The sequence below is a fragment of the Pseudoalteromonas luteoviolacea S2607 genome, assembly GCF_001625575.1.
In the GTDB taxonomy this organism is placed as follows: domain Bacteria; phylum Pseudomonadota; class Gammaproteobacteria; order Enterobacterales; family Alteromonadaceae; genus Pseudoalteromonas; species Pseudoalteromonas luteoviolacea_E.
Genome location: NZ_AUXV01000002.1, coordinates 105,003 through 126,922, shown reverse-complemented (window position 1 = coordinate 126,922; position 21,920 = coordinate 105,003). Strand labels below are relative to the sequence as shown.

Sequence of the window (21,920 nt, the reverse complement as noted above, 5' to 3'; positions counted from 1 at the left end):
CAATAGCTTAGCCATAAATATCAAATAGGTCAGCATTCAACCACAAATGCACCATAATACTGGCCGCATAACCCAGCGCTATTACCGGCGTCCACTTTAAATGGCCAAAAAAGGTATAGTAGCCTCTCGCTTGACCCATTAATGCCACGCCAGCAGCGGATCCTATCGACAACAAACTGCCACCTACACCAGCTGTGAGCGTAATCAACAACCACTGACCATGAGACATATCGGGTTGCATAGACAGCACAGCAAACATAACCGGAATATTGTCAATTACGGCAGAAATGACACCTAAGAACACGTTTGCTCCCGTTGTCGACCAACCGCCATATAACATATGCGACATCAAGTTTAGATAACCTAGAAAGCCCAATCCACCAACACACATTACGATGCCGTAAAAGAACAACAGCGTATCCCACTCTGCTCTAGAGACTTTACTGAAAACATCAAAAGGGACTACACTACCCAGCTTCTTAAGCCTGTCTTGATCACCTTCTCGCTCTGCCATCGCTTTTTTGCGCGCCAAGGATCCGGGAAGTGTTACACGTAGGAAGTACCCAAAGAACTGTAGATAACCTAACCCCATCATCATGCCTAATACAGGCGGTAAGTGAAGTAAGCTATGGCACATAACAGCGGTTGCCACAGTCAGTAAAAATAAGGTCAAAATCCGTAATGCACCACGTTTTAATTCAACGACTTCACAACTCGAATTGGGCTTTTTATCAGCCACAAAGAAGCTCATGATTGCCGCCGGAACAACATAATTAGCAACAGCTGGCACGAGCAATACAAAAAACTCGTTAAACTTAACCATACCCGCCTGCCACACCATCAAGGTGGTGATGTCACCAAATGGACTAAAAGCGCCACCCGCATTCGCTGCGACAACGATATTAATGCAACTTAGGTTGATGAACTTTTTATCCCCCTCAGCGACCTTCATTATCACAGCGCACATTAATAGCGCGGTTGTTAAATTATCGGCAATTGGCGAGATAAAAAAGGAAAGAAAACCGGTTAACCAAAACAGTGTTTTATAACTAAATTCTTTACGCACCATCCACGTTCGCAGTGCATCAAACAATCGTCGCTCTTCCAGTGCATTGATATAGGTCATCGCCACCAGCAAGAACAGCATTAACTCCGCAAATTCAAGCAAGTTATGGCGAAAAGCATGCTCTGTCGCTTCAGGCATACCTTGCTCAACATAATAAGCACCTATTAGTATCCATATTAAACCAGCTGCCACCAGCACAGGTTTTGATTTACGCATGTGGAGCTTTTCTTCGAGCATTACCAATGTGTATGCAACGATGAATATTGCTATGCAAATAAACCCTAGCGTATTTGCAGTTAAATCGAGTTGAGAAGTAGAGGCAAACGCTGAAAAACTCGTTCCCAGCAGACAGAAAAATAGCAGGCAACTTATCCCTACAAGTTTCATTTCAAGGCTTTTCCTAAATAAGTGAGCACATCTTCGCCAGAAGGTAACACACTTTTTACACCTGTGGCATTGTACACAAGTCTACATTTACAGTTATTTTACGATATGGCATGTAAAAGACTGAATTTAAGCAATACGACGCAGAGCGCCATTATCATAAATGGCATATGTGAATATTAGATTAAAGCAGGAAGTCTTTCAGTGACTTTGACTCTTTAGCGCCAGTCATAGCACTAGAAATTGCAAAGCCGCAAATAGCGTTTTATTTACGGCTTGTCTTGTATATTAGGCAAAAATCAACCTCAATCAAGCACTCAATTTTTATGGCTGATACGGTCCAAGGTAAGGATTAAAACCAAGCCGACTATGGCCAAAGCAATACAAACAGCTAATTGTGCGTCTTGACCTGTTAATTGCGTGAATTCCATCGGAGAAATGTTTTTTTGCATGAGTGGTTTTTCTATACCACTGGAGTTTACATAGGTTGTCACCACTTTTTTCCACGGCCACAGCATATTTAATGAACCTATTAAAAACCCAGACAGCAGTGCAAACGTTACTTGCTCATATTTACTTAGTAACCAAGACAAAAATCTTGAAAACATCATTAATCCACAAATACACCCAAGCAAAAATAACCCAATTAAAACCAGCTCTTTGTTATTGATAGCAGTCAGAACATGCCCATACATACCAAGCAAGAGTAAAATAAAACTCCCTGAGATTCCTGGTAAAATCATCGCGCAAATTGCAATACTACCTGCAACAAAATAAAACCACGTTTGTGCTTGTGCTTCAGCGGGGCTCATTGCAGTAATGACATAAGCAAGCGCTGCTCCTAATATACAACTTGCGATATGCTGTGCCTGCCATTTATCCACTTGTTTGGCGATATAAATAAAAGACGCAATAATCAGCCCAAAGAAAAACGACCACACCAATTGTTGATGATGTTCGAGTAAATAAGTGATTATTTTTGCCAAAGATAACGCGCTTGTGAACAAGCCACCGAATACTGCCAGTAAAAAGCTACCGTCGACATGTTGCCAAGCTTCTTTAAATTGGCCTTTAAGCACCATTTGCAGCGCACTTAAGTCAACACTTTTAATGGCGGCCAATAAGCGAGCATAAATGCCAGTAATAAATGCAATCGTGCCGCCCGAAACACCCGGTACGACATCTGCTGCCCCCATACCAGCCCCTTTAAAAAACAACCATATATAATCACGTTTGCTATCTGTCGTATTTGACACCGATATACCTCCAAAACTATCAACTTTGCCAGTGTATCAAATTCCCTTATCAAAATACTAAAGTTCGTCGCTTTACTGTCGATAGGTAAGTACAGCAGTTCATTTAAGCACATTACAATGAAGGGTATCCGATTTTCACTCGTATCTACATGCTTCATACTCTTGAATTTTGTCAGTTCAATTTGCCAAGCAGTTGAGCATGTTGCGCCTATCGCAAAGTCTGCTGTGATCGAATCTGACCTGAATCACTGGCTGTCACCCGATTCATTTATCACCATTAAAGATGACGAAAGAGAAATTCCCGTTTTATATTCTGAGTATATGAGTAGTAGCAAACGCGGCATTGTCGTCATGTTACCGGGTATAGATCAGAGCCCTGTTCAGGGGAATGGATTGAGTTATTTAAGAGAAGCGCTCAATGATGATGGCTATGATACCTACGTAATTCCTTCTCCGAGCTTCAATTATGGGCCTGATGTCATGAGCAGTGCAATTGGCAGCGCAGACAGTAACGTTCCCCAAAAACCCACTGATGTTGCCGTCATAAGTGAAATGGCGCTCAATGACTATAAATCAGAGCTTGTTGCGAGATTTTCTGCACTGTACAAAACGCTTGCACTACGCGAAAGTGAGCATATTGCTATTCTTGCTTTTGGCAACAGTGCAGGGCTGATCACAGAATACCTTGCTACCTTACCCAATATTCGCGTAGATGCACTCATCACAGTAAGTGCTCAGTTAGCAAACCCAAACAGAAATAAACACCTCCCAGCGAGCCTTTCCCTCGTTAGCCCTGCACTTTTAGATGTCTATTATTCATATGACAACCCTGCGGTGCTACATACGATCAAAGCGCGTCGCAGGTGGGCAAAACGCAATAGTAAGTATGACTATCGCCAAAGGCAATTATTTGGTCAACACACCCAAGAGCGACAACATCAAAGGCTAAGAAAAGAACTATCAGGCTTCTTAAGGCAACTGTGAGGCTACCTTTTTTTCAATACTTCATACGCAGCTTGAATATTCTGAGACTTGGCTTTCGCTATTTCCATCATGTGCTCTGGTAGACCTTGAGATACTAGTTTGTCAGGGTGATGCTGCGCCATGAGTTTTCGATAGGCACGCTTGATGTCCTTCTCATTTGCTCCCTGCTCAAGACCCAATACAGCCAAAGCCTGCGCTTCAGATACCTCTGGTTGAGGTGGCGGCGTATACGTTCGCTGTTGACCGTGCTGATTGTCACGGTTTCCAGAATGAGTACGCTGCTGAGACTGCCACTGAGCACGTTGCTGCCTAAATTTAAACTCTGCTTGGTAACGCTTTAAAATAAAACGAAAATGCTTCTCACCAATACCTAAGTATTTACTTACCAACTTCAAAAGCTCAAGCTCTTTTGGTGCTAGGTGCCCGTCAGAAAAGGCCATTTGAATTTGAATCTCTAAGAACAGTTGCAATAAGTCATACCGTCGTGCAAACGCTTCTTTGAAATCACCCACTGATTCTTTGATTGAAAACTCCGTACTTTTTCCCGCATTGAAAGCACTTTGTGCCTCGGTGCGCTCTTCACCATGGAGCCGCATTTCGTCCATAAATGCCGAGGCTGCTTGAATATGAATTTCGCTGACTCGGCCATTAGATTTTGCAATATGACCCATAACTGAAAAACAGCTTGAAAAGAACAGAGCTTGTCGCTCATTTAAATCATCGCCGCTGAAAAACCCCTGAAATCCACCCGCTTTATCAAAATCTTGTTTTAAACTTTTGTCGAATAAATGACCGAGATAGAAACCTAAAATAGCCCCCAACCATTTGCCAAACAAAAAGCCAAACCCGGTGCCTAAAAGCTTACCCCACATGTTCAGACTCCATTTCGCGATTGATCTCTTCTAGCCTCTGCGGTGTACCAATATCATGCCAAAGACCAATATATAACTCACTGGATACTTTGTGCTCTTTTATCCCTTCACGCAAAAGTGGGCCTAATGGGACTTTGCCGTTTTCTAGGTCATCAAAAAATGCTTTGTTGTAGAGGCCTATACCAGAAAAAGTATATTTGTTTTCATTCAGCGGTTGATGTGTCAGGCCAAAATCACCTTGCGGATTGTGAGCGGGGTTTTCGACTAGGACAATATGGGCTTCTCCTGCATGCAGTTGCAGCTTGGTCAATGCGTGCACATCATAGTCTGTAAAAATATCACCATTTATTACGATAAACTCATCTTCTTCGCTACATAGCTTTGGGAGTGCTTGCTTAATGCCGCCAGCGGTTTCGAGGCCCCCCTGAGGCTCATGGCTATATTGAATTTGCATTCCCAGCTGCTCACCGCAACCAAAAAACCTTTCTATTTTACTCCCCTGCCACGCTAAGTTAATGACCACTTCTTCAATACCAGCCCTTTTTAAACGTTCTAGATGATAAGTAATCAGTGGCTTTCCAGCAACTTGCAAAAGCGGTTTTGGCAGTTCTGAAGTCAGTGGCATCATACGCTGGCCACGACCAGCCGCTAAAATCATGGCTTTCATATTAACCCTTCAATTTAACCTTTATCAAAGGTATTATCTCGGATTGCAACCAAGTTGCAAGCCACTGAAACTCTGCATAACGATTTCCCACTTCGACTACATACTCCAAAGTCGGAACAATATTTTGTAGGTAACCTGCTTTTCCATCACGTAAGTGCAACCGCACAAATATACCCGCCGCTTTTAAATGTCTTTGTAGCCCGGTTAAATCGAAGTGATAAACATACTGCTCTAGAGTCATATCTCCAAGCAAACCAGCTTGAAGCAGTTGCTGATAGCTCTCACTGCGCAATTCGAGAAACTCTGCTTGTGGCAACCTAATGTAGCAATCTTTAAGTAAAGATACTGCGTCGTAACACACAGGGCCAACCACTGCATCTTGATAGTCAATTAATCGACCATTATTTTCGCTATACATTACGTTGCGACTGTGAAAATCTCTATGCATCACGGTTTGTGGCTGTGCTAGCATTTGTTCAGTTAACCGCGTATTTAGCTCCGCCCACTGCGTGCTCATTTCTTCACGTAATGTAATGCCTAACCAAGATTCAAGTAACCACACTCGAAAGATATTAGTTTCTTGCTGAATAAATTCGGCGTCATAAGGGTTCATCCAAGGAGACGGTTCTACCTGTGCTATATTAGGTAACCAACTTATTAACTCTTGGTACCTGCGCTTGTCAAATTGATGGTCAATTAAATCTGCAAGATGTGTAGAACCCAAGTCTTCCAGTAATACAAAGCCTAACTTTTCATTAAATGCATAAATTTCTGGTACAGCTAAGCCACTGTTTTTAAAGTTTCCGTTTAACTTAACAAACGGCAAAACCGGCCCTTTTTCTGGCATCACATCCATCAAAATGTAGCACTCTTGCCCTACCACAACTCTGAAATACAAGCGAAAGCTGGCATCTCCCGTGATGGCCTCGACTTTTAGTTGTTCAGGCGTATTTTCTTGTTGTGTCAAAAACTGCTCGATAAATTGCAACCTGTCTTGACTTCTTTGTGCTCTATCGTCTGAGTTTAACCTCGTCATTTTTCTCACCAATTACTGATCTTAATTACTGTATTTAACACGGTTTTCATTTATCATGTCTGGCTTGAATAGTGGTGCTAGGTAGACAAGGTTGATAAATGAGTAAAAATTGGGGCATTCTAGTCCTACCCCTGATTAGTACAACGGCTATAGCTAATTCGAACACTGTTGGCGGACTCTGTAAAGAGTATATTCAGCCTAAAGAGTGGCAACCAATGCCTGATTTGGTGCCTAACACTATCGATATTCAAGCAAACAAAGTTGAACTGCAAGGTACCGAAAGCGCAGAGTTTTCTGGTAATGTTGCTGTATATACCGACACGATGACAATGAATGCTCAAAGTGCATTGGTTGATAAGAGGCAGAGCTTACTCAATGCTACTGGGCCTTTGTTGTTCCAAGATAGCTACACCCTAGTAAATAGTTCGGGTATGTATGCTGATCTCAATAATAGTGAGTTTAGCTTGCTCGGCGCTGAATACCGTCTTACACAACAACAAGGCCGTGGTAAAGCCGAAAAGTTACACGCCTCTCAAAATCAAGTTGGATTATTCAATGCGAGTTTTACAACTTGCCCAGGCGAATCGCCGTTTTGGGCTATTGAGGCAAGTTCCATTGTTTTAGATAAAGAAAATGGGTGGGGCGAAACCTATAACACCGTGCTAAAAATACTAGACACACCCGTTATTTATGTGCCTTACTTTACTTTCCCAATTGATGACAAGAGAAAGTCTGGCTTATTGACACCCACCATATCAAGCTCGAATAGATATGGCCTTGAGCTCGTCACCCCTTACTACTTCAACCTCGCTGAAAATTATGATGCGCTGTTAACACCTCGTTATATGTCTAACAAAGGTCTACAAATTCAAGGCGAGTTTAGGTATTTAACAGATCAACATTACGGCCTAGTTGCAACTGAATTTTTGAGCAATGACAAATCTGAAGCTAACCTAGACGAACGTTATCTGGTTCATTGGCAGCAACAAAGTTACTTCGATGATTTTTGGCGAGCAAGCATAGATATCACGAATGTCAGTGATGATAACTATTTGACAGATCTCGGCTCTAGCTATGCCAACCAAACGGATACACAGCTGACCAGAAAAGGGCAACTTAGTTACCTTGGAGAAGATTGGCTCGTTGATTTACAAGTACAAGATTTTGAAGTGTTAGGTAACCACTCAGAGTCCTACTCTACTTTCCCCGAAATTACGATAAAAAATCGTACAGCGGAGCAATATCTCGGGCTAGATTGGCGATTTACAGGACAGCTAAGTCACTTTAAAAACAGTAATGCTGAAATAACGGATGCTACGCGACTGCATCTAGAACCAAGTGTGACATATAATTTGAGCGAGCATGCTTGGTCGTTTGATTCTCGTTTTGCACTACTACACACGCATTACGAACAAAACGGCAACTTTGCTACAGACAAGTATCAAGAGTCGATTTCAAGAACATTGCCTCAAGTCAGGCTCCATGGCCAACTAAACCTCGAGCGCAGTATGAAAGGGATCCTAGCAGGCGGTACACAAACACTAGAGCCACAGATTCAATACCTTTATACACCTGAAAAAGATCAGAGCAAAATCGGCCTATACGACACCGTAAAAATGCAAGATGACTTTTTTGGTTTGTTCAGAGAGAGACGCTTTTCTAGTGTCGATTATATTTCAGAAGCAAACCAGTTTACACTCGGTGCCACAACACGTCTTTTGGACAAAAAAAATGTTGAGAGATTCAGCTTTAGCGTTGGCCAGATCATTTATTTAAGTGAATCAGCCAAGCCGACAGAAGCGAATTTTAATAACACCTTCCGCGAAAATAACTACAACGCGTTATTTGCTGCGGAAACAAAAATCCATTGGCACCCTCGTTGGTATTTCTCTGGTGGCTTACAATATGATGCCGATGAAAAAGATTTAATCCGTTCGCATATGACGCTAGATTATCGAGGCAATAATAAAAAGCTAGTACAGTTGAACCATCACTATGCAAACGATGTCTCAGGTAACGAGATAGATCAAGTTGGTATTTTTACGAGCTTACCAATTGATGAAAACTGGCAAATGGTCGCAAGCTATCATCGAGATCTGACTGCCAAACGAAGCGTTGAAGTTTTCGCTGGCTTTCAATACGAATCTTGCTGTTGGGCCATTCAGATCACGGGAAACAGAACCATTGAAACTGACTTAAATAATAATTTGCAAACTCAAGATCCTGTTTTTGACTCGAGCATAAATATCAATTTTGTGTTAAAAGGGTTAGGAAGCAAGTCAAGATACGATGCAAGTCAGTTGCTAAAACAAGGTATCTTTGGTTACCGTAGACCATATTTTTTAAATAATTAACAACAAAGACTCTTATGAATTTCAAAAAGCTGTTACTAATTCCAATATTGAGTGCTGCCCTTTGTCAGCAGGCACTTGCTGAGCGCGTACAAATAGATAAAGTTGTTGCCACCGTCAACGAGGGCGTCGTTTTACAAAGTGAAGTAGACCAAATTGTAAACCGAGTGAAAGAACAAGCCAATCAACAAGGTACTGAGCTTCCGTCAGATAAAGTGCTCAGTATTCAGGCTACTGATAGACTTATCGACCAAGTATTGGTTTTACAACTAGCTAACCGCATGGGGTTAGAAATATCTGACGCACATCTAGATCAAACTTTAGCCAACATTGCCAAAGAGCAAGGCGGCACGATTGCTGACCTGCGCCGCTCAATTGAGGCCGCTGGTGAGAGCTTTCAAGCTTATAGAGAAGATGTGAGAAAAGAAATCACAATGAGCCAGGTGAAGCGTGGCGCAGTTGATAGACGAGTCTACATTAGCCCTCAAGAAGTCGAAAACTTAAACAAAATATTAGCTGAACAAACAGGCCAGAGTGAAGAATATGACATTGGCCATATTTTGATAAAAGTGGACAGTAAAGCAAACCCAGAAGAAATTGCAGAAGCCAGAGAGCGTGCAGAAAAGGTTATCGAATTCTTAAATGAAGGCAGAGAATTTAAGCGCATTGCGATTGCTTCATCAGGTGGTGCAAATGCACTGGACGGTGGACAGTTAGGCTGGATGGGTATCAATGAAATGCCAACGCTTTTCGCTGAAGCCATCAAAGGTAAGAAAAAGGATGAAATCGTCGGCCCATTGCGCTCAGGTGCAGGTTTCCACATTGTGAAGGTACAAGATGTGAGAGGCAGAGAAGTCGTTGAAACGATTGAAGTTCGCTCACGACATATCCTATTAAAGCCCTCGATTATTTTAAGTGAAGAAAAAGCGAGAGATATGCTTGCCGGATTCATAAAAGATTTGCGCGAAGGCAAAGCTGACTTTGCAGAGCTTGCCAAAGAGCATTCTGAAGACCCAGGGTCGGCACTAAAAGGTGGTGAATATGATTGGACAGACCCATCGACTTATGTACCTGCGTTTAGAGATACGCTAATGGGTCTTGAGAAAGATCAGATCAGTGAACCATTTCGTACAACATACGGATGGCACATTGTACAGTTGCTTGAAAAGCGAGTTGCTGATAAAACAGAACAAGCAAAGCTCAATCGCGCTCATCAGCTTTTATTCAGAAGAAAGTTCAAAGAAGAAAGCTTTAAATGGATGAGAGAAATGCGTGAGCAAGCTCACATCCAAGTATTAGAAAGCCAATAAGAAGACGCCATATGTGCTTGAGAATAGCAATTACACCAGGCGAGCCGGCAGGAATTGGGCCTGATTTGGTTCTAAAGCTAGCGCAGCAAAGTTGGCCTGCGCAGCTTGTTGCTGTGGTCGATAAAACCATATTGGAGCAGCGGGCAAAAGAGCTGAGCTTAGATATTGAGTTGCTGCCATTCAGCCCAGAGCAACCCGTGCAGCCGGCTAAAGCAAAGCAACTATATTATTTGCAAGTTGACAAAGGGGCTGATGTAGTCCCTGGTCAATTAGATGAAAAAAATGGCCAGTACGTTTTAGATACATTGCGTATCGCGTCAGAGAAAAATATGGATGGTACCTTCGCTGCGGTTGTCACAGGCCCTGTTCATAAAGGCATCATCAATCGCGCTGGCATCTCTTTTAGTGGTCATACTGAATACTTCGCACATCAATCGAACACCCCTGATGTGGTGATGATGCTGGCGACAAAAGGACTGAGAGTAGCACTTGCCACAACACATATCCCCCTTGCTTATGTGTCGAAAGCGATTACGAAAGAGCGCTTAACCAAAGTCGCCAATATTCTTTATCACGATTTGCAAACTAAGTTTGGCGTCGCAGAGCCAAGAATCTTGGTATGCGGCCTTAACCCTCATGCGGGAGAAGGTGGGCATTTGGGTAGCGAAGAAATCGATACCATTACGCCCGTGCTAGAGATGTTAAACCATGAAGGTAAAAACTTTATTGGTCCGCTACCTGCTGACACGCTGTTTCAGGCTAAATATTTAGATAATGCAGATGCCGTGCTCGCAATGTATCACGATCAAGGGTTACCTGTGTTAAAATATAAGGGATTTGGTAACTCGGTTAATATTACCTTGGGTTTGCCTTTTATTCGAACTTCTGTCGACCACGGAACTGCACTTGATTTAGCAGCATCTGGCGATATAGAAGTTGGTAGCTTTGAACTAGCAATACACGAAGCAATTAAGCTTGCAAGCAAGAAATTACAGAATTCATGACAGATAAAGTACATTTAGGGCATCGCGCCCGTAAAAGATTTGGCCAAAACTTCCTTAATGATGACAGTATTATCGATAAAATTGTCACCGCCATCGATCCAAAGCCGGGCGATAATCTAGTAGAAATCGGACCTGGCTTAGGTGCGATTACAGAGCCCGTGGTTGAATTGAGCGGCAAACTAACGGTTGTTGAGCTGGATAGAGATTTGGCTGAGCGCCTAATTGAGCATCCATTTATGGGCAGTAAACTCACTGTTCATCAAGGCGATGCGATGAAGTTTGATTTTTCAAGCTTGGTAGACGAACAAGCTAAGCTGAAGATCTTTGGTAACCTGCCTTACAATGTGTCTACCCCACTACTCTTCCACTTGTTTGAGTTTGCAGATCAGGTTGAACACATGCACTTTATGCTGCAAAAAGAAGTCGTTAACCGTATGGTTGCAGGACCTGGTACTAAAGCTTATGGTCGACTCAGTGTCATGACACAATACTACTGTCACGCGATGCCTGTTATTGAAGTGCCACCAACTTGCTTTAAACCTGCACCAAAAGTTGATTCAGCTGTTGTTAGATTAATACCAAAAGGTCCTGACAGTCGCAGTGCAAAAAGCACAAAGATTCTCAATACCGTTTGCTTGGAAGCATTTAACCAACGACGCAAAACATTGCGAAACAGCCTGTCAAACTTGCTTACAGTAGAAGAAATCACACAACTGGGTATTGATCCGTCACTTAGAGCGGAAAATATCTCTCTTACTCAATTTATTGACATTGCAAACTGGATTTATGACAACAAACAGTGAGATTGGTTCGCCGATAAAAGTATCGGTAGAAACATTTTATGTAGAAGCTCAGTCACAGCCTGAGAAAGATAAGTACGTATTTGCCTATACCATCACAATCAAAAATCACAGTTTGTGCAGTGCTAAGTTAGAAAGCCGGTACTGGTTAATTACCGATGCAAATGGGAAAGAGACTGAGGTTGAAGGAGACGGCGTTGTCGGTGAACAACCAACCATACGTCCAGGAGAGAGCTATCAGTACACCAGTGGTGCGGTACTCGACACACCGGTCGGCACAATGGAAGGTTACTACCTTATGCGCAATGAATTTGGTTCGGAATTCAAAGCCCCAATCAAGGTATTTCGTTTAAACCGACCTGATATTTTGCATTAAGAAATGGCAACTTACGCAATAGGTGATCTTCAGGGGTGCTATCACCCCTTTAGAAACTTGCTTGATAAAGTCGGGTTTAATCCCAGTCAAGACCATCTCTATTTGGTGGGAGACTTAGTTGCTCGAGGGCCTGACTCCCTGTCTTGTATGGAACTTGTCTATCGTTTAAAGGATTCTATTACGGTTACATTGGGAAATCATGACTTACACCTTTTAGCTACGGTTTTGACGAACAAACAGCCTAATCCAAAAGATAAACTCGAACCACTATTAGCCAGTGATAAACTCGATCGCTACGTCACTTACCTACAATCGCAACCACTGTGCTCCTACGACACTCAATTTGACAGTTTTATTTCTCACGCAGGCATTTACCCTTTATGGGATATAGATACGGCAATTGAACTCTCCAATTGGGCCAGAACATGCTACCAAGGCTCAAACGCGGCAAACTACTTCAGTGCCATGTATGGTAAACAACCTACAGTTACAATCGACACTCACGACACGCAGGTCAAATTTAATTCGATTATCAATGTATTCTCTCGTATGCGATTTTTGACCAATGACTTACGTCTTGATTTTGATAATAAAGGAGGCTTAGCGAACACTGACGAACTACAACCTTGGTTCTCACACCCAAGATTCAAAACGGCGAGTACGCAATTTATATTCGGCCATTGGGCTGCCCTTGAAGGTAAGACCACTACCGAAAACGCGATCGCTTTGGATACAGGATGTGTGTGGGGAGGTCCGATGACACTGCTAAATTTGTCAACAAATGAACAAATATCCAGCAAATAATCGAAACCTGTCCATTTTTACTGAATTTTCTATTCACATCTGCTATAAAATACTTAACTAATGCGCAATAAATCCGATAAGTAGTTGTACTGCTTTAACTTGATGGTAAACCCGTATGAATTTAACCGTTAGCCAACGTATTTGGGGTGGCTTTATAATTATTACCCTACTCTTATTATCCATCGGAGGGAACTCACTGCTCAGGATCGCAAATATAGATAGTTCTACTCAGCTCGTCAACACGCTTTCTTTGCCTGCTTTAGATCGTAGCGCGGCACTGCAAATTGAGTTTACTCAAATGAGTAAGATTGCCCAGGCAAGTTTTTATACTCAATCTAGTGGTGATTTGAATAGCCTTAAGGCTGCTTTTAATGAGCGCCAAAAAGCATTCGAACGGAGTTACTCTGATTTAAACGATACCGTGAGTAACGAACCTAGTTTGGCCAGTACCAGTAAAGAAGTTAGTTCAAGCTTTCAAACTTTTTCCGGTTCAGTTGGCTCTCTTTTCCAAGACAAGGCAATGGAGCTGAGTCTAAACAAGCAACTCAAGTCGCAACTTGAGGAAACTGAAATTGCGGCAGACGACGCTGCTACAGTAGTTGTTGATATTCTAGATTTAGAAGGCTTTGAGAGTATTAACCAAAGAGCTTATCAAGCTGCCAATAAGCTTGAGAACTCATTTAGCTCTCTCGCAACCAGCAGCGCAGACATGCTGACAATCAACGAAAAAAGCACGTTAGATATCGTCAAAAAAGAGCAAAGTTATGTTTTTGAAGATATCGACAGAAATATTGAGTTAATGCGCGCTACGGTCGCTGAACTTGATGAAGACTTGCTTAATGATTTAGATACTTATTATCAAACGCTATCGGAGCAACTTTTGGGCAGCAATAGCATACCCAATAATCGTGAGCGCTTGATCACAGCAAGAGAGAACACTCAAAACGAGCTGAACGTTGCTGAGCAAGCTACTGAGAAAGCACTTAAACAGCTGGGTGATTTAGTCGCGCAGTCTAAGCAGTTGGCGTTTGAAATCCAAAATGAGGTGACTGAAGATGTTTCCTCGGCCAATATCGCTACGTGGACAGGCATGATTGCTGCAGCGCTGCTTGCCATCGGTATTGCTTATGTCACAGTTAGTCGAATCACAAAACCACTTGCAGAAGTAAACAGAGTACTAGACATTGTTGCTAAAGGCGACATGACACACTCGTTAGATGCCTCAGCAAAAGATGAATTCGGTGAGCTGGCGCAAAGTTGTAATACTTTAATTGAAAGCTTAAAAGATCTTATTGCTGGTATTGTGTCACGCTCAACGCAGCTTGCTGCCGCTTCTGAACAAACATCCGCGATTACTTCTGAATCAAGCCATGCAATTAAGAGTCAACAATCCCAAGTTGAGCAAGCCGCAACAGCAACCACTGAAATGAGCTCTACAGCACATGGTGTGAGTAACAGTGCGCATCAAGCCCTTGAAGAAATTAAGAATGCCGATCAAGAAGCTGAGCGTGTTAAAGGGATCTCCCATGACAACAAACGAACCATTGAGCAACTTGCACACGAGGTTGAGGAAGTTTCAACTGTCATCAATAAACTGCATCAAGACAGCTCCGCAATCGGCGGTATATTAGACGTGATCAGAGGTATTGCTGAGCAAACTAACCTACTTGCGCTTAATGCAGCAATAGAAGCCGCACGTGCTGGTGAGCAAGGGCGAGGGTTCGCCGTTGTTGCCGATGAGGTTCGCTCATTAGCCAGTAAGACCCAAGAGTCAACCCAAGAGATTCAATCCATGATCGAGTCTTTACAATCGGGGGCAGAAGAAGCCGTTAGTGCTATGTCTAAAGGCCAGCAGCAAGCTGAGTCGTGTGTAGCACAAAGTGATATTGCCAATGAAGCGCTTAACAGCATTACAGATGCTGTATCACGAGCTCATGATGTTAGTGAAGAAATTGCCACAGCGGCAAATGAGCAGCAACAGGTATCTCAAGAGATCAGCGAACGACTTGAGTCTATCGTCACAATCGCGGAGCAGACAGCTGAGGGAGCAAACCAAACGTCAATCTCCAGCTCTGAAGTCGCTAAACTCGCTGAAGAGTTACGACAATCCGTATCTCAATTTAGAGTTTAAAATACAATAGGCCATAATTCGTTATGGCCTTTTTTCTTTTCTAAACAACCGCCACTCGTTAATACTCAACTAATATTTCAATAATCCACAATCACGCACCAGCAAAAGCTGTGGCGCTGCCTCTCAGAGTTTTTACACACATAAAAAACCGCCTGCAATTAAATGAGGCGGTTTTTAAAGCTAGTCATGAGTCTTTCTAAGAAGACTCATCTCTTTTAAGTGGCTTAAAAAAGTGCTTTTGCTTTTTCTACTACATTTTCAACAGTGAAGCCAAAGTGCTTGAACAACTCACCAGCTGGCGCTGATTCACCAAATGTGCTCATGCCAACAATTGCGCCATTCAAGCCAACATACTTGTACCAGAAGTCTTCAATGCCCGCCTCGATAGCAACTCGACGAGTTACCCCTGCTGGCAGAACCGACTCTTTGTAGTCAGCCGACTGCGCATCAAATACATCCGTAGAAGGCATTGACACAACTCTTACTTTCTTGCCATTGTCGCGTAATTGTTGAGCTGCTTCGACAGCCAACTGCACTTCTGAACCGGTCGCAATTAAAATTACTTCAGGGTTTGAATCACAGCTCAATACGTAACCACCACGTTTAATCGCCGCTACTTGCTCGTCTGTGCGGCTTTGCTGCTCAAGGCCTTGACGCGTGAATACAAGAGATGTAGGGCCATCTTTACGCTCAATTGCTTGCTGCCAAGATACTGCAGATTCAACTTGGTCACATGGACGCCAGCTAACTAGATTTGGTGTCAAACGCATATTAGCCAGTTGCTCTACTGGTTGGTGCGTTGGACCATCTTCACCTAGGCCGATTGAGTCATGCGTATAAACAAAAATACTTGGTTGCTTCATCAATGCCGCCATACGAACAGCATTTCTCGCGTATTCCATGAACATTAAGAAAGTAGCACCATATGGCACGAAGCCTTTGTGAAGTGCAATACCATTCATGATCGCTGACATACCAAATTCACGTACACCATAGAAGATGTAGTTGCCGGATGCGTCTTCAGCTGTAAGGCCTTTTGAGCCTTCCCAAATTGTTAAGTTTGAACCAGCTAAGTCAGCAGAACCACCCATAAATTCAGGTAGCATCGGACCAAAAGCGTTCAATGCATTTTGAGACGCTTTACGTGTTGCTGGGTTTGCTGGATTAGCTTGCAGCTGAGCAATATACGCTTCTGACTGTTCAGTCCAATCGGCTGGCAGTTCGCCTTTAGTACGGCGCTCAAATTCTGCCGCAAGTTCTGGGTAGTTAATTTGGTATTCCGTGAATTTAACTAACCACTCGCTTTGGATTTGCTGACCGTGCGCTGCTGCATCCCACTTAGCGTAAACACCCTCTGGGATTTCAAACGCGCCGTGCTCCCAACCTAAGAATTCTCGCGCCGCTTTGATCTCTTCGTCACCCAATGGTGCACCATGACAATCATGACTGCCCGATTTATTAGGAGAGCCATAACCAATTACTGTCTTACAACAGATCAGTGTTGGTTTACCTGTTTCTGCGCGCGCAGCTTCAATTGCGGCTTTAATTGCTTCGCTATCGTGACCGTCAACAGCTGGGATGACATGCCAGCCATAAGACTCAAAACGCTTTGGTGTATCGTCACTAAACCAACCTTCAACTTCGCCATCGATTGAAATGCCGTTGTCGTCCCAAAATGCAATTAGTTTACCAAGGCCTAATGTGCCCGCTAAAGAACACGCTTCATGGGAAATACCTTCCATTAAGCAACCATCACCTAAAAACGCATATGTATAGTGGTTAACAATGTCGTATTCATCACGGTTAAATTGTGCCGCAAGCGCCTTTTCTGCGATTGCCATACCCACTGCGTTAGTAATACCTTGACCAAGTGGACCCGTCGTCGTTTCAATACCCGGCGCATACCCATATTCTGGGTGGCCTGGTGTTTTTGAGTGCATTTGACGGAAATTCTTCAAATCATCAATAGAAAGATCGTAGCCACTTAAGTGCAACAGAGAATAAATTAACATTGAACCGTGGCCATTTGATAATACAAATCTATCACGATCAACCCATTCAGGGTTATTTGGATTGTGCTTTAAATAGTCACGCCAAAGTACCTCTGCGATGTCAGCCATTCCCATGGGTGCCCCTGGGTGGCCTGATTTAGCCTTTTGTACAGCGTCCATGGATAGAACGCGAATTGCGTTTGCAAGTTCTTTGCGAGATGGCATGGATTCTCCTACCTTTAAATGTTTGCACGGTTGTTTTAAAGGCCCATTCTTACCTAATAAAATTACCACTGCAATTAAAATCATCAGAAAAGTAATAAATTCACATTGTTTTTAATTCATTAATTCAGTGGGCTTAAAAACAGACGTCTAGGCGTAAAAAAGCTATGCATAGTTCAATGTTTTAGTTAGAATATCCTCTTAATTTTTTAGCGCTGTTTTACGCATGTTCGCGAAGCGCACTATTGTGAGATAAAATAATGGCGAAACACTTATTCACTTCAGAGTCAGTTTCTGAAGGCCACCCGGATAAAATTGCTGACCAAATTTCAGATGCAGTACTAGACGCAATTCTTGAACAAGACCCAAAAGCACGTGTTGCTTGTGAAACCTACGTAAAAACAGGTATGGTCATGGTTGGTGGTGAAGTAACCACGAGTGCTTGGGTAGATATCGAAGAGCTAACTCGTAAAACGGTTCGCGAGATCGGCTACACTCATTCTGACATGGGCTTCGATGCAGATTCATGCGCAATCTTAAATACAATTGGTAAGCAGTCTCCTGACATTAACCAAGGTGTTGACCGCTCTCGCCCAGAAGATCAGGGTGCTGGTGACCAAGGTCTGATGTTTGGTTATGCGTGTAACGAAACTGATGTTTTAATGCCGGCACCAATCACATATTCTCACCGTTTAGTTCAGCGTCAAGCTGAAGTGCGTAAAGATGGCACACTCCCTTGGTTGCGCCCAGACGCTAAGTCACAAGTAACGTTTGCGTATGAAAATGGTCAACCAGTAAGCATTGATGCTGTTGTTCTTTCAACTCAACACTGCGACTCTATCTCACAAGATGACCTTGTTGAGGCAGTGATGGAAACAATCATCAAGCCAACACTACCAAAAGAGTTAATTACTGAAGCAACTAAGTTCTTCATCAACCCGACTGGTCGTTTTGTTATCGGTGGCCCTATGGGTGACTGTGGATTGACTGGTCGTAAAATCATTGTTGACACGTACGGTGGTATGGCTCGTCATGGTGGCGGTGCATTCTCTGGTAAAGATCCATCAAAAGTTGACCGTTCTGCAGCATATGCAGGTCGTTACGTTGCGAAAAACATTGTTGCAGCAGGCCTTGCAGACAAGTGTGAAATTCAAGTTTCATATGCGATTGGTGTTGCTGAGCCAACTTCTATCAGCATCGATACTTTTGGTACTGGCAAGCTTGAAGAAGCTCGACTAATTGAGCTAGTTCGTGAACACTTCGATCTTCGCCCATATGGTTTAATTACAATGCTAGACCTAGAGCGCCCAATCTATCAGCCTACAGCTGCATACGGTCACTTTGGCCGTGAAGAGTTCCCGTGGGAAAAAACAGATAAAGCTGACGCACTAAAAGCAGCAGCAAACTTATAATCCAAGCGAAGTAAGTTAACTAAAAAAGGCGCACAAAGCGCCTTTTTTGAATCTTTTTCACTTTAGTTTACGTTTACCCTATTAGAAATTCCTCAACGTCTTCTTTTATGTCGGTATAATCATCATCACTTAAATCCAAAGACAGCATTACATCATCTCGAAACGCATACCAGTCTGCACAGCTTCTAAAATGCTTTATTTCAAACGTAAAATTTTCTGCAAGTTTTAAAATCGCCATCGTCTGTTTTTCTAATTCTGATTCACTGTCTTGAAAAAATATCGCATCGTGATGCCGTAATATGATCTGACAAACACGTTTTGGTAAATGCCAAGAGCTCGCTAAGTAGTACCCCACCACAGTGTGATTTGTAGGGTACTGTTGTTCTTCATACTGTAATAGAGTGTGTTCAGGTCGCTGTGCAGCTTTTGACAACACATCCCCATAATCATTAAATCTCATAGCCATGGCAGGAATGCCAGCATCATGAAATAGGCCGAGTAGTTGTAAGTCTTCTATCGGCGTTTGTGCGCGCACTTTCTTACCGATCAACATTGCAACTTGAGAAATTTCAGATGCACTATCCCAAAAACGCTGCAAAGAAATGCAGCTATCATTTTGATCAAATGCGCTTTTTAATAAGTGCCCCGTCACAACTTGGGTAATGCAATTCATGCCAAGGAACATAACGGCTTGCTTAATGTCCGTAATGGTTCTAGACATACCATACGCTGGGGAGTTGATCACCTTTAAAACGGCGGCGGATGTCGCTACATCTACTGAGATAATGTCAGCAACTCGGTTTAATTCAGGCTCATCTTGATTCAGTTCATTTTGCAAACTCTGCAAAATTTCGGGTTTAGCGGGGAGGTTAAATCCAGATCGCAAGTCAGCTAGAACCTTGTCATCAATATCTATCATAGGTCAACAATCAGGTGGCTTTGATTTTAGTGTAGTAGATGAAAATTACCCTGTCGCCACTATTTCAAAATCCATCACAATCACCAGGAGGTAACGTCCAACCAGTTAACAATCTGGGGCTTTCAGTTAGTCTAATTTTAAGAGAATCTAACATGCTCTTGGTGTTTTTAAGTGATGCGATATTCGCTACCCAGTTTGGTACAGCACCATTGAGCTTGGCTTGTGCTATATAGGTGATATTAAGGCCAGTGGAAACTTCTAAAAATACCCAGTTAATATCAATGTCTGTGATTTGCAAATGTGACATAGTCCCACTTTTAGTTTCAACAGAACGTATTTTCAAAATATATTGCTGTTCGCCTAGTTGACTAAAGCAGGACAGCGTGAGCATCTCTCTATCTGCTACAGGCCAGGGAAGATTCAACTTAGTATGAACAAGGGATTGATGCGGCTCAGGTTGTGCTAACAATGTGACTGATTGGACATTATTCATCCAGGCAGGAATAGACTCTGTGTCGGTAAGCTCATTGATAACAGACTTTGTTGAAGTATTTTCTAACCTAGCTTGCCCTTTAATTTGCGTAAGGCCGTTTGGTAGTTTCTTATAATGGATCTCTAGCCATTCATTAGACTTATACAGCTTCCATGATTCATTGCCACTCGCTAGGCTCATGGTGGCGGCGCACATTAATGCGCCGAATAGACAGCCTTTACCAGTACGGTTCACAATTAAGCGAAGCATGTCGGCTTTGCTCCATCGCGCTAATTAAGAAGTCTGCTTTTTGCTGAAGCCAAGTTAGGATTTCCACAAAAGAGGTCTCTTTTTGCCCTTCACATAACTGTTTTAGGTAATGCAACGTCTCTAACTCATGAATGCCAAATACGATGTCCACCCAAGGCGCTCTAAAGTCATGTCGCTGTGGTGAATCATATATGCTACCAAAACAATTTCCGCTCAGTAGCATCTCTTCGAGCACGCCTCTAGCCTGTAAATACTCACCCACTGAGAGCGGGTTACTGTCAGAAAAGGTATTACGCAAATTCTTCCAATCCGCATCAAACGTTCTTTTAGCTTTCGACTTTGCACTACTTTGCGCAGCTTTTATCGCTTGTTGATCCCAATTTTGACGCCAACTTTTATCCAATAGCCAACGCGTTAAATCAAGTATCAGCTTGTTATATCTAGAACAGTGAAACAAATCTTCTAAGTCAGTTGGAGTTGGTTGTACATCTTTAAGGTCATTGATCACTTGCGCCAATTCTGGTGCACCATGAATACGTTTGTAATAAGCATGACGTTTAGACGTGTAGGTTTTTAAATAGCTAGCGCTTTCAACCCACTGGAGCTCACCTAGCAGCCATTTGAGTTCTTTCTTGAGTGACTCTGTAGACTCCTTTGCCACGAAGTCATCAAATAACCAAAAAGCATGTCTGATCAGTCTTATTCCATCAATAATTCGCTTAAGCGCTTTTAGCGTCGGTTCATTGACATAGCATTGTTCGTGTTTTTGAACAAACTCAATCGCGTAATTCACCGTTGCAATCAGTGCTTGCTCCTGAGTACAGTCATCATCTAACGGCACGAAACCAATTGCTTTATCAACGGTCAATGGTAAATTATCTGCCAGTCGATAGCCCCTTGCCGCTTTCGAATAAAAACCCAACCTCAGACCTATGTGAGAGAGTAATTGGTCTGCAAGCTCAAACAAATCACTTCTATCGCCTTCGACTAATTCGATTTCTAGTTCACAGATTTGTTCTGTTTGGCCGCTCGCCGAGATCTCGCCTTTATCTAAAACAACCTCAATTTCACCGCCGTTGTTGGTTTCAATAAGCCAAGTTCTGCGAATAAAGTTAGTGCTAAATATCGGGTATAGATTTTCCGCGATTGACTCTAAACGCATCCCCATGGGCCAGATATTGGCATCAAAAGCAAAAATATCAGGTTTATTACCAGACAGCGGTAAATTATATTCTGGACGTTGATGAAGTCCCCCAACGACCTGTCCTGAGAGCTTAATTGTCTGCTCGCAGTTGTTATCCGCACACCTCGTACGCAGGCCGATATCTAATGCGCGTAATTCTCGACTTGGAGAATCATAGTAGGCATTTTGAAGGTTTTTTGCTGGCTTATTGTTTACCCGCTTTGCAAATTGTGTGATTAAAGCCGGGATCAAGGGAACTTCATTATCTGAAACCAAAAACTTCAGTTCTATTTCAGTGTCCATTAGGGCGAGATTTACCTATGTAATTTGAGAACAACCAAAATATACAAAGGTACCGACATTTGCAATCTTTTTACTCTTTCAGCGATATAAAAGCACTAAAAATTACA

Annotated in this window: 18 protein-coding genes; 9 read left to right on the top strand and 9 right to left on the bottom strand. The window is 42.7% G+C overall.

The genetic code is table 11. The annotated features are described in order from the left end of the window. Positions 1 to 7: 7 nt before the first annotated feature. The gene (gene nhaD, locus N480_RS02030) at positions 8 to 1,453 is read right to left on the bottom strand and encodes a sodium:proton antiporter NhaD (RefSeq protein ID WP_063370863.1); all 1,446 of its coding nucleotides are present in this window, start codon (positions 1,451 to 1,453) and stop codon (positions 8 to 10) included. A gap of 314 nt (positions 1,454 to 1,767) precedes the next feature. Beyond that, positions 1,768 to 2,706, bottom strand: a complete 939-nt coding sequence (locus tag N480_RS02025; protein WP_231102211.1) for a DUF368 domain-containing protein — start codon at positions 2,704 to 2,706, stop codon at positions 1,768 to 1,770. 117 nt (positions 2,707 to 2,823) lie between these two features. Here N480_RS02025 and N480_RS02020 point away from each other — a divergent pair, with 117 nt between their 5' ends. Then, positions 2,824 to 3,690, top strand: a complete 867-nt coding sequence (locus N480_RS02020; RefSeq protein WP_063370862.1) for a DUF3530 family protein — start codon at positions 2,824 to 2,826, stop codon at positions 3,688 to 3,690. Positions 3,691 to 3,692: 2 nt separating this feature from the next. Here N480_RS02020 and djlA read toward each other — a convergent pair whose 3' ends face one another. The 3 genes from djlA to N480_RS02005 are packed head-to-tail and all read right to left on the bottom strand — an operon-like array spanning position 3,693 to position 6,265. Next, positions 3,693 to 4,562, bottom strand: coding sequence for a co-chaperone DjlA (djlA, locus tag N480_RS02015; RefSeq protein ID WP_063370861.1), 870 nt, complete (start codon positions 4,560 to 4,562; stop codon positions 3,693 to 3,695). Then, the gene (gene murU / locus N480_RS02010) at positions 4,552 to 5,229 is read right to left on the bottom strand and encodes an N-acetylmuramate alpha-1-phosphate uridylyltransferase MurU (RefSeq protein WP_063370860.1); all 678 of its coding nucleotides are present in this window, start codon (positions 5,227 to 5,229) and stop codon (positions 4,552 to 4,554) included. Before murU ends, djlA begins: the two co-directional genes overlap by 11 nt. A gap of 1 nt (position 5,230) precedes the next feature. After that, positions 5,231 to 6,265: an aminoglycoside phosphotransferase family protein gene (locus N480_RS02005; protein WP_063370859.1), complete on the bottom strand. Its 1,035-nt coding sequence runs from the start codon at positions 6,263 to 6,265 to the stop codon at positions 5,231 to 5,233. Positions 6,266 to 6,363: 98 nt separating this feature from the next. On the opposite strand from N480_RS02005, the gene lptD reads away from it, so the two are divergent. The 7 genes from lptD (at position 6,364) to N480_RS01970 (ending at position 15,041) form a co-directional block, all read left to right on the top strand. Then, positions 6,364 to 8,619: an LPS assembly protein LptD gene (gene lptD / locus N480_RS02000; protein WP_063370858.1), complete on the top strand. Its 2,256-nt coding sequence runs from the start codon at positions 6,364 to 6,366 to the stop codon at positions 8,617 to 8,619. 14 nt (positions 8,620 to 8,633) lie between these two features. After that, positions 8,634 to 9,926 carry a peptidylprolyl isomerase SurA gene (surA, locus tag N480_RS01995; RefSeq protein WP_063370857.1) on the top strand — a complete coding sequence of 431 codons (1,293 nt, stop codon included), beginning with the start codon at positions 8,634 to 8,636 and terminating at the stop codon, positions 9,924 to 9,926. Positions 9,927 to 9,937: 11 nt separating this feature from the next. Then, positions 9,938 to 10,930 carry a 4-hydroxythreonine-4-phosphate dehydrogenase PdxA gene (pdxA, locus tag N480_RS01990; protein ID WP_063370856.1) on the top strand — a complete coding sequence of 331 codons (993 nt, stop codon included), beginning with the start codon at positions 9,938 to 9,940 and terminating at the stop codon, positions 10,928 to 10,930. Then, entirely contained in the window at positions 10,927 to 11,733 is an 807-nt protein-coding gene (rsmA, locus tag N480_RS01985; protein WP_063370855.1) for a 16S rRNA (adenine(1518)-N(6)/adenine(1519)-N(6))-dimethyltransferase RsmA, read from the top strand. The genes pdxA and rsmA overlap by 4 nt, the downstream gene beginning before the upstream one ends. Beyond that, on the top strand, positions 11,717 to 12,106 hold the full coding sequence (gene apaG, locus N480_RS01980) for a Co2+/Mg2+ efflux protein ApaG (protein WP_063355384.1): 390 nt from the start codon (positions 11,717 to 11,719) through the stop codon (positions 12,104 to 12,106). The genes rsmA and apaG overlap by 17 nt, the downstream gene beginning before the upstream one ends. A 3-nt stretch (positions 12,107 to 12,109) precedes the next feature. Then, positions 12,110 to 12,910 (top strand): symmetrical bis(5'-nucleosyl)-tetraphosphatase, encoded by an 801-nt coding sequence (locus N480_RS01975; protein WP_063370854.1) that lies wholly within the window; start codon positions 12,110 to 12,112, stop codon positions 12,908 to 12,910. 115 nt (positions 12,911 to 13,025) lie between these two features. Then, on the top strand, positions 13,026 to 15,041 hold the full coding sequence (locus N480_RS01970) for a methyl-accepting chemotaxis protein (RefSeq protein WP_063370853.1): 2,016 nt from the start codon (positions 13,026 to 13,028) through the stop codon (positions 15,039 to 15,041). Between the two features lie 224 nt (positions 15,042 to 15,265). On the opposite strand, the gene tkt is transcribed toward N480_RS01970, so the two are convergent. Beyond that, complete coding sequence (gene tkt, locus N480_RS01965; protein ID WP_063370852.1) at positions 15,266 to 17,257, bottom strand: transketolase; 1,992 nt, start codon at positions 17,255 to 17,257, stop codon at positions 15,266 to 15,268. A gap of 257 nt (positions 17,258 to 17,514) precedes the next feature. Between tkt and metK the strand changes: the two genes are divergently transcribed. Further along, positions 17,515 to 18,666, top strand: a complete 1,152-nt coding sequence (gene metK, locus N480_RS01960; RefSeq protein ID WP_063370851.1) for a methionine adenosyltransferase — start codon at positions 17,515 to 17,517, stop codon at positions 18,664 to 18,666. Positions 18,667 to 18,739: 73 nt separating this feature from the next. Here the strand turns inward: metK and N480_RS01955 are convergent, their stop codons facing one another. The 3 genes from N480_RS01955 to N480_RS01945 form a co-directional block, all read right to left on the bottom strand. After that, positions 18,740 to 19,585, bottom strand: coding sequence for an HDOD domain-containing protein (locus N480_RS01955; RefSeq protein ID WP_063370850.1), 846 nt, complete (start codon positions 19,583 to 19,585; stop codon positions 18,740 to 18,742). 64 nt (positions 19,586 to 19,649) lie between these two features. Next, the gene (locus tag N480_RS01950; protein ID WP_063370849.1) at positions 19,650 to 20,327 is read right to left on the bottom strand and encodes an START domain-containing protein; all 678 of its coding nucleotides are present in this window, start codon (positions 20,325 to 20,327) and stop codon (positions 19,650 to 19,652) included. Next, the gene (locus N480_RS01945) at positions 20,296 to 21,813 is read right to left on the bottom strand and encodes a CYTH and CHAD domain-containing protein (RefSeq protein ID WP_063370848.1); all 1,518 of its coding nucleotides are present in this window, start codon (positions 21,811 to 21,813) and stop codon (positions 20,296 to 20,298) included. The genes N480_RS01950 and N480_RS01945 overlap by 32 nt, the downstream gene beginning before the upstream one ends. Between the last annotated feature and the right edge of the window lie 107 nt (positions 21,814 to 21,920).

Coding starts and splice junctions, on each gene's coding strand:
- nhaD (WP_063370863.1), bottom strand. CDS start 1,453: ATGAAACTTGTAGGGATAAGTTGCCTGCTATTTTTCTGTCTGCTGGGA.
- N480_RS02020 (WP_063370862.1), top strand. CDS start 2,824: ATGAAGGGTATCCGATTTTCACTCGTATCTACATGCTTCATACTCTTG.
- djlA (WP_063370861.1), bottom strand. CDS start 4,562: ATGTGGGGTAAGCTTTTAGGCACCGGGTTTGGCTTTTTGTTTGGCAAA.
- murU (WP_063370860.1), bottom strand. CDS start 5,229: ATGAAAGCCATGATTTTAGCGGCTGGTCGTGGCCAGCGTATGATGCCA.
- N480_RS02005 (WP_063370859.1), bottom strand. CDS start 6,265: ATGACGAGGTTAAACTCAGACGATAGAGCACAAAGAAGTCAAGACAGG.
- lptD (WP_063370858.1), top strand. CDS start 6,364: ATGAGTAAAAATTGGGGCATTCTAGTCCTACCCCTGATTAGTACAACG.
- surA (WP_063370857.1), top strand. CDS start 8,634: ATGAATTTCAAAAAGCTGTTACTAATTCCAATATTGAGTGCTGCCCTT.
- pdxA (WP_063370856.1), top strand. CDS start 9,938: ATGTGCTTGAGAATAGCAATTACACCAGGCGAGCCGGCAGGAATTGGG.
- rsmA (WP_063370855.1), top strand. CDS start 10,927: ATGACAGATAAAGTACATTTAGGGCATCGCGCCCGTAAAAGATTTGGC.
- apaG (WP_063355384.1), top strand. CDS start 11,717: ATGACAACAAACAGTGAGATTGGTTCGCCGATAAAAGTATCGGTAGAA.
- N480_RS01975 (WP_063370854.1), top strand. CDS start 12,110: ATGGCAACTTACGCAATAGGTGATCTTCAGGGGTGCTATCACCCCTTT.
- N480_RS01970 (WP_063370853.1), top strand. CDS start 13,026: ATGAATTTAACCGTTAGCCAACGTATTTGGGGTGGCTTTATAATTATT.
- tkt (WP_063370852.1), bottom strand. CDS start 17,257: ATGCCATCTCGCAAAGAACTTGCAAACGCAATTCGCGTTCTATCCATG.
- metK (WP_063370851.1), top strand. CDS start 17,515: ATGGCGAAACACTTATTCACTTCAGAGTCAGTTTCTGAAGGCCACCCG.
- N480_RS01955 (WP_063370850.1), bottom strand. CDS start 19,585: ATGATAGATATTGATGACAAGGTTCTAGCTGACTTGCGATCTGGATTT.
- N480_RS01950 (WP_063370849.1), bottom strand. CDS start 20,327: ATGCTTCGCTTAATTGTGAACCGTACTGGTAAAGGCTGTCTATTCGGC.
- N480_RS01945 (WP_063370848.1), bottom strand. CDS start 21,813: ATGGACACTGAAATAGAACTGAAGTTTTTGGTTTCAGATAATGAAGTT.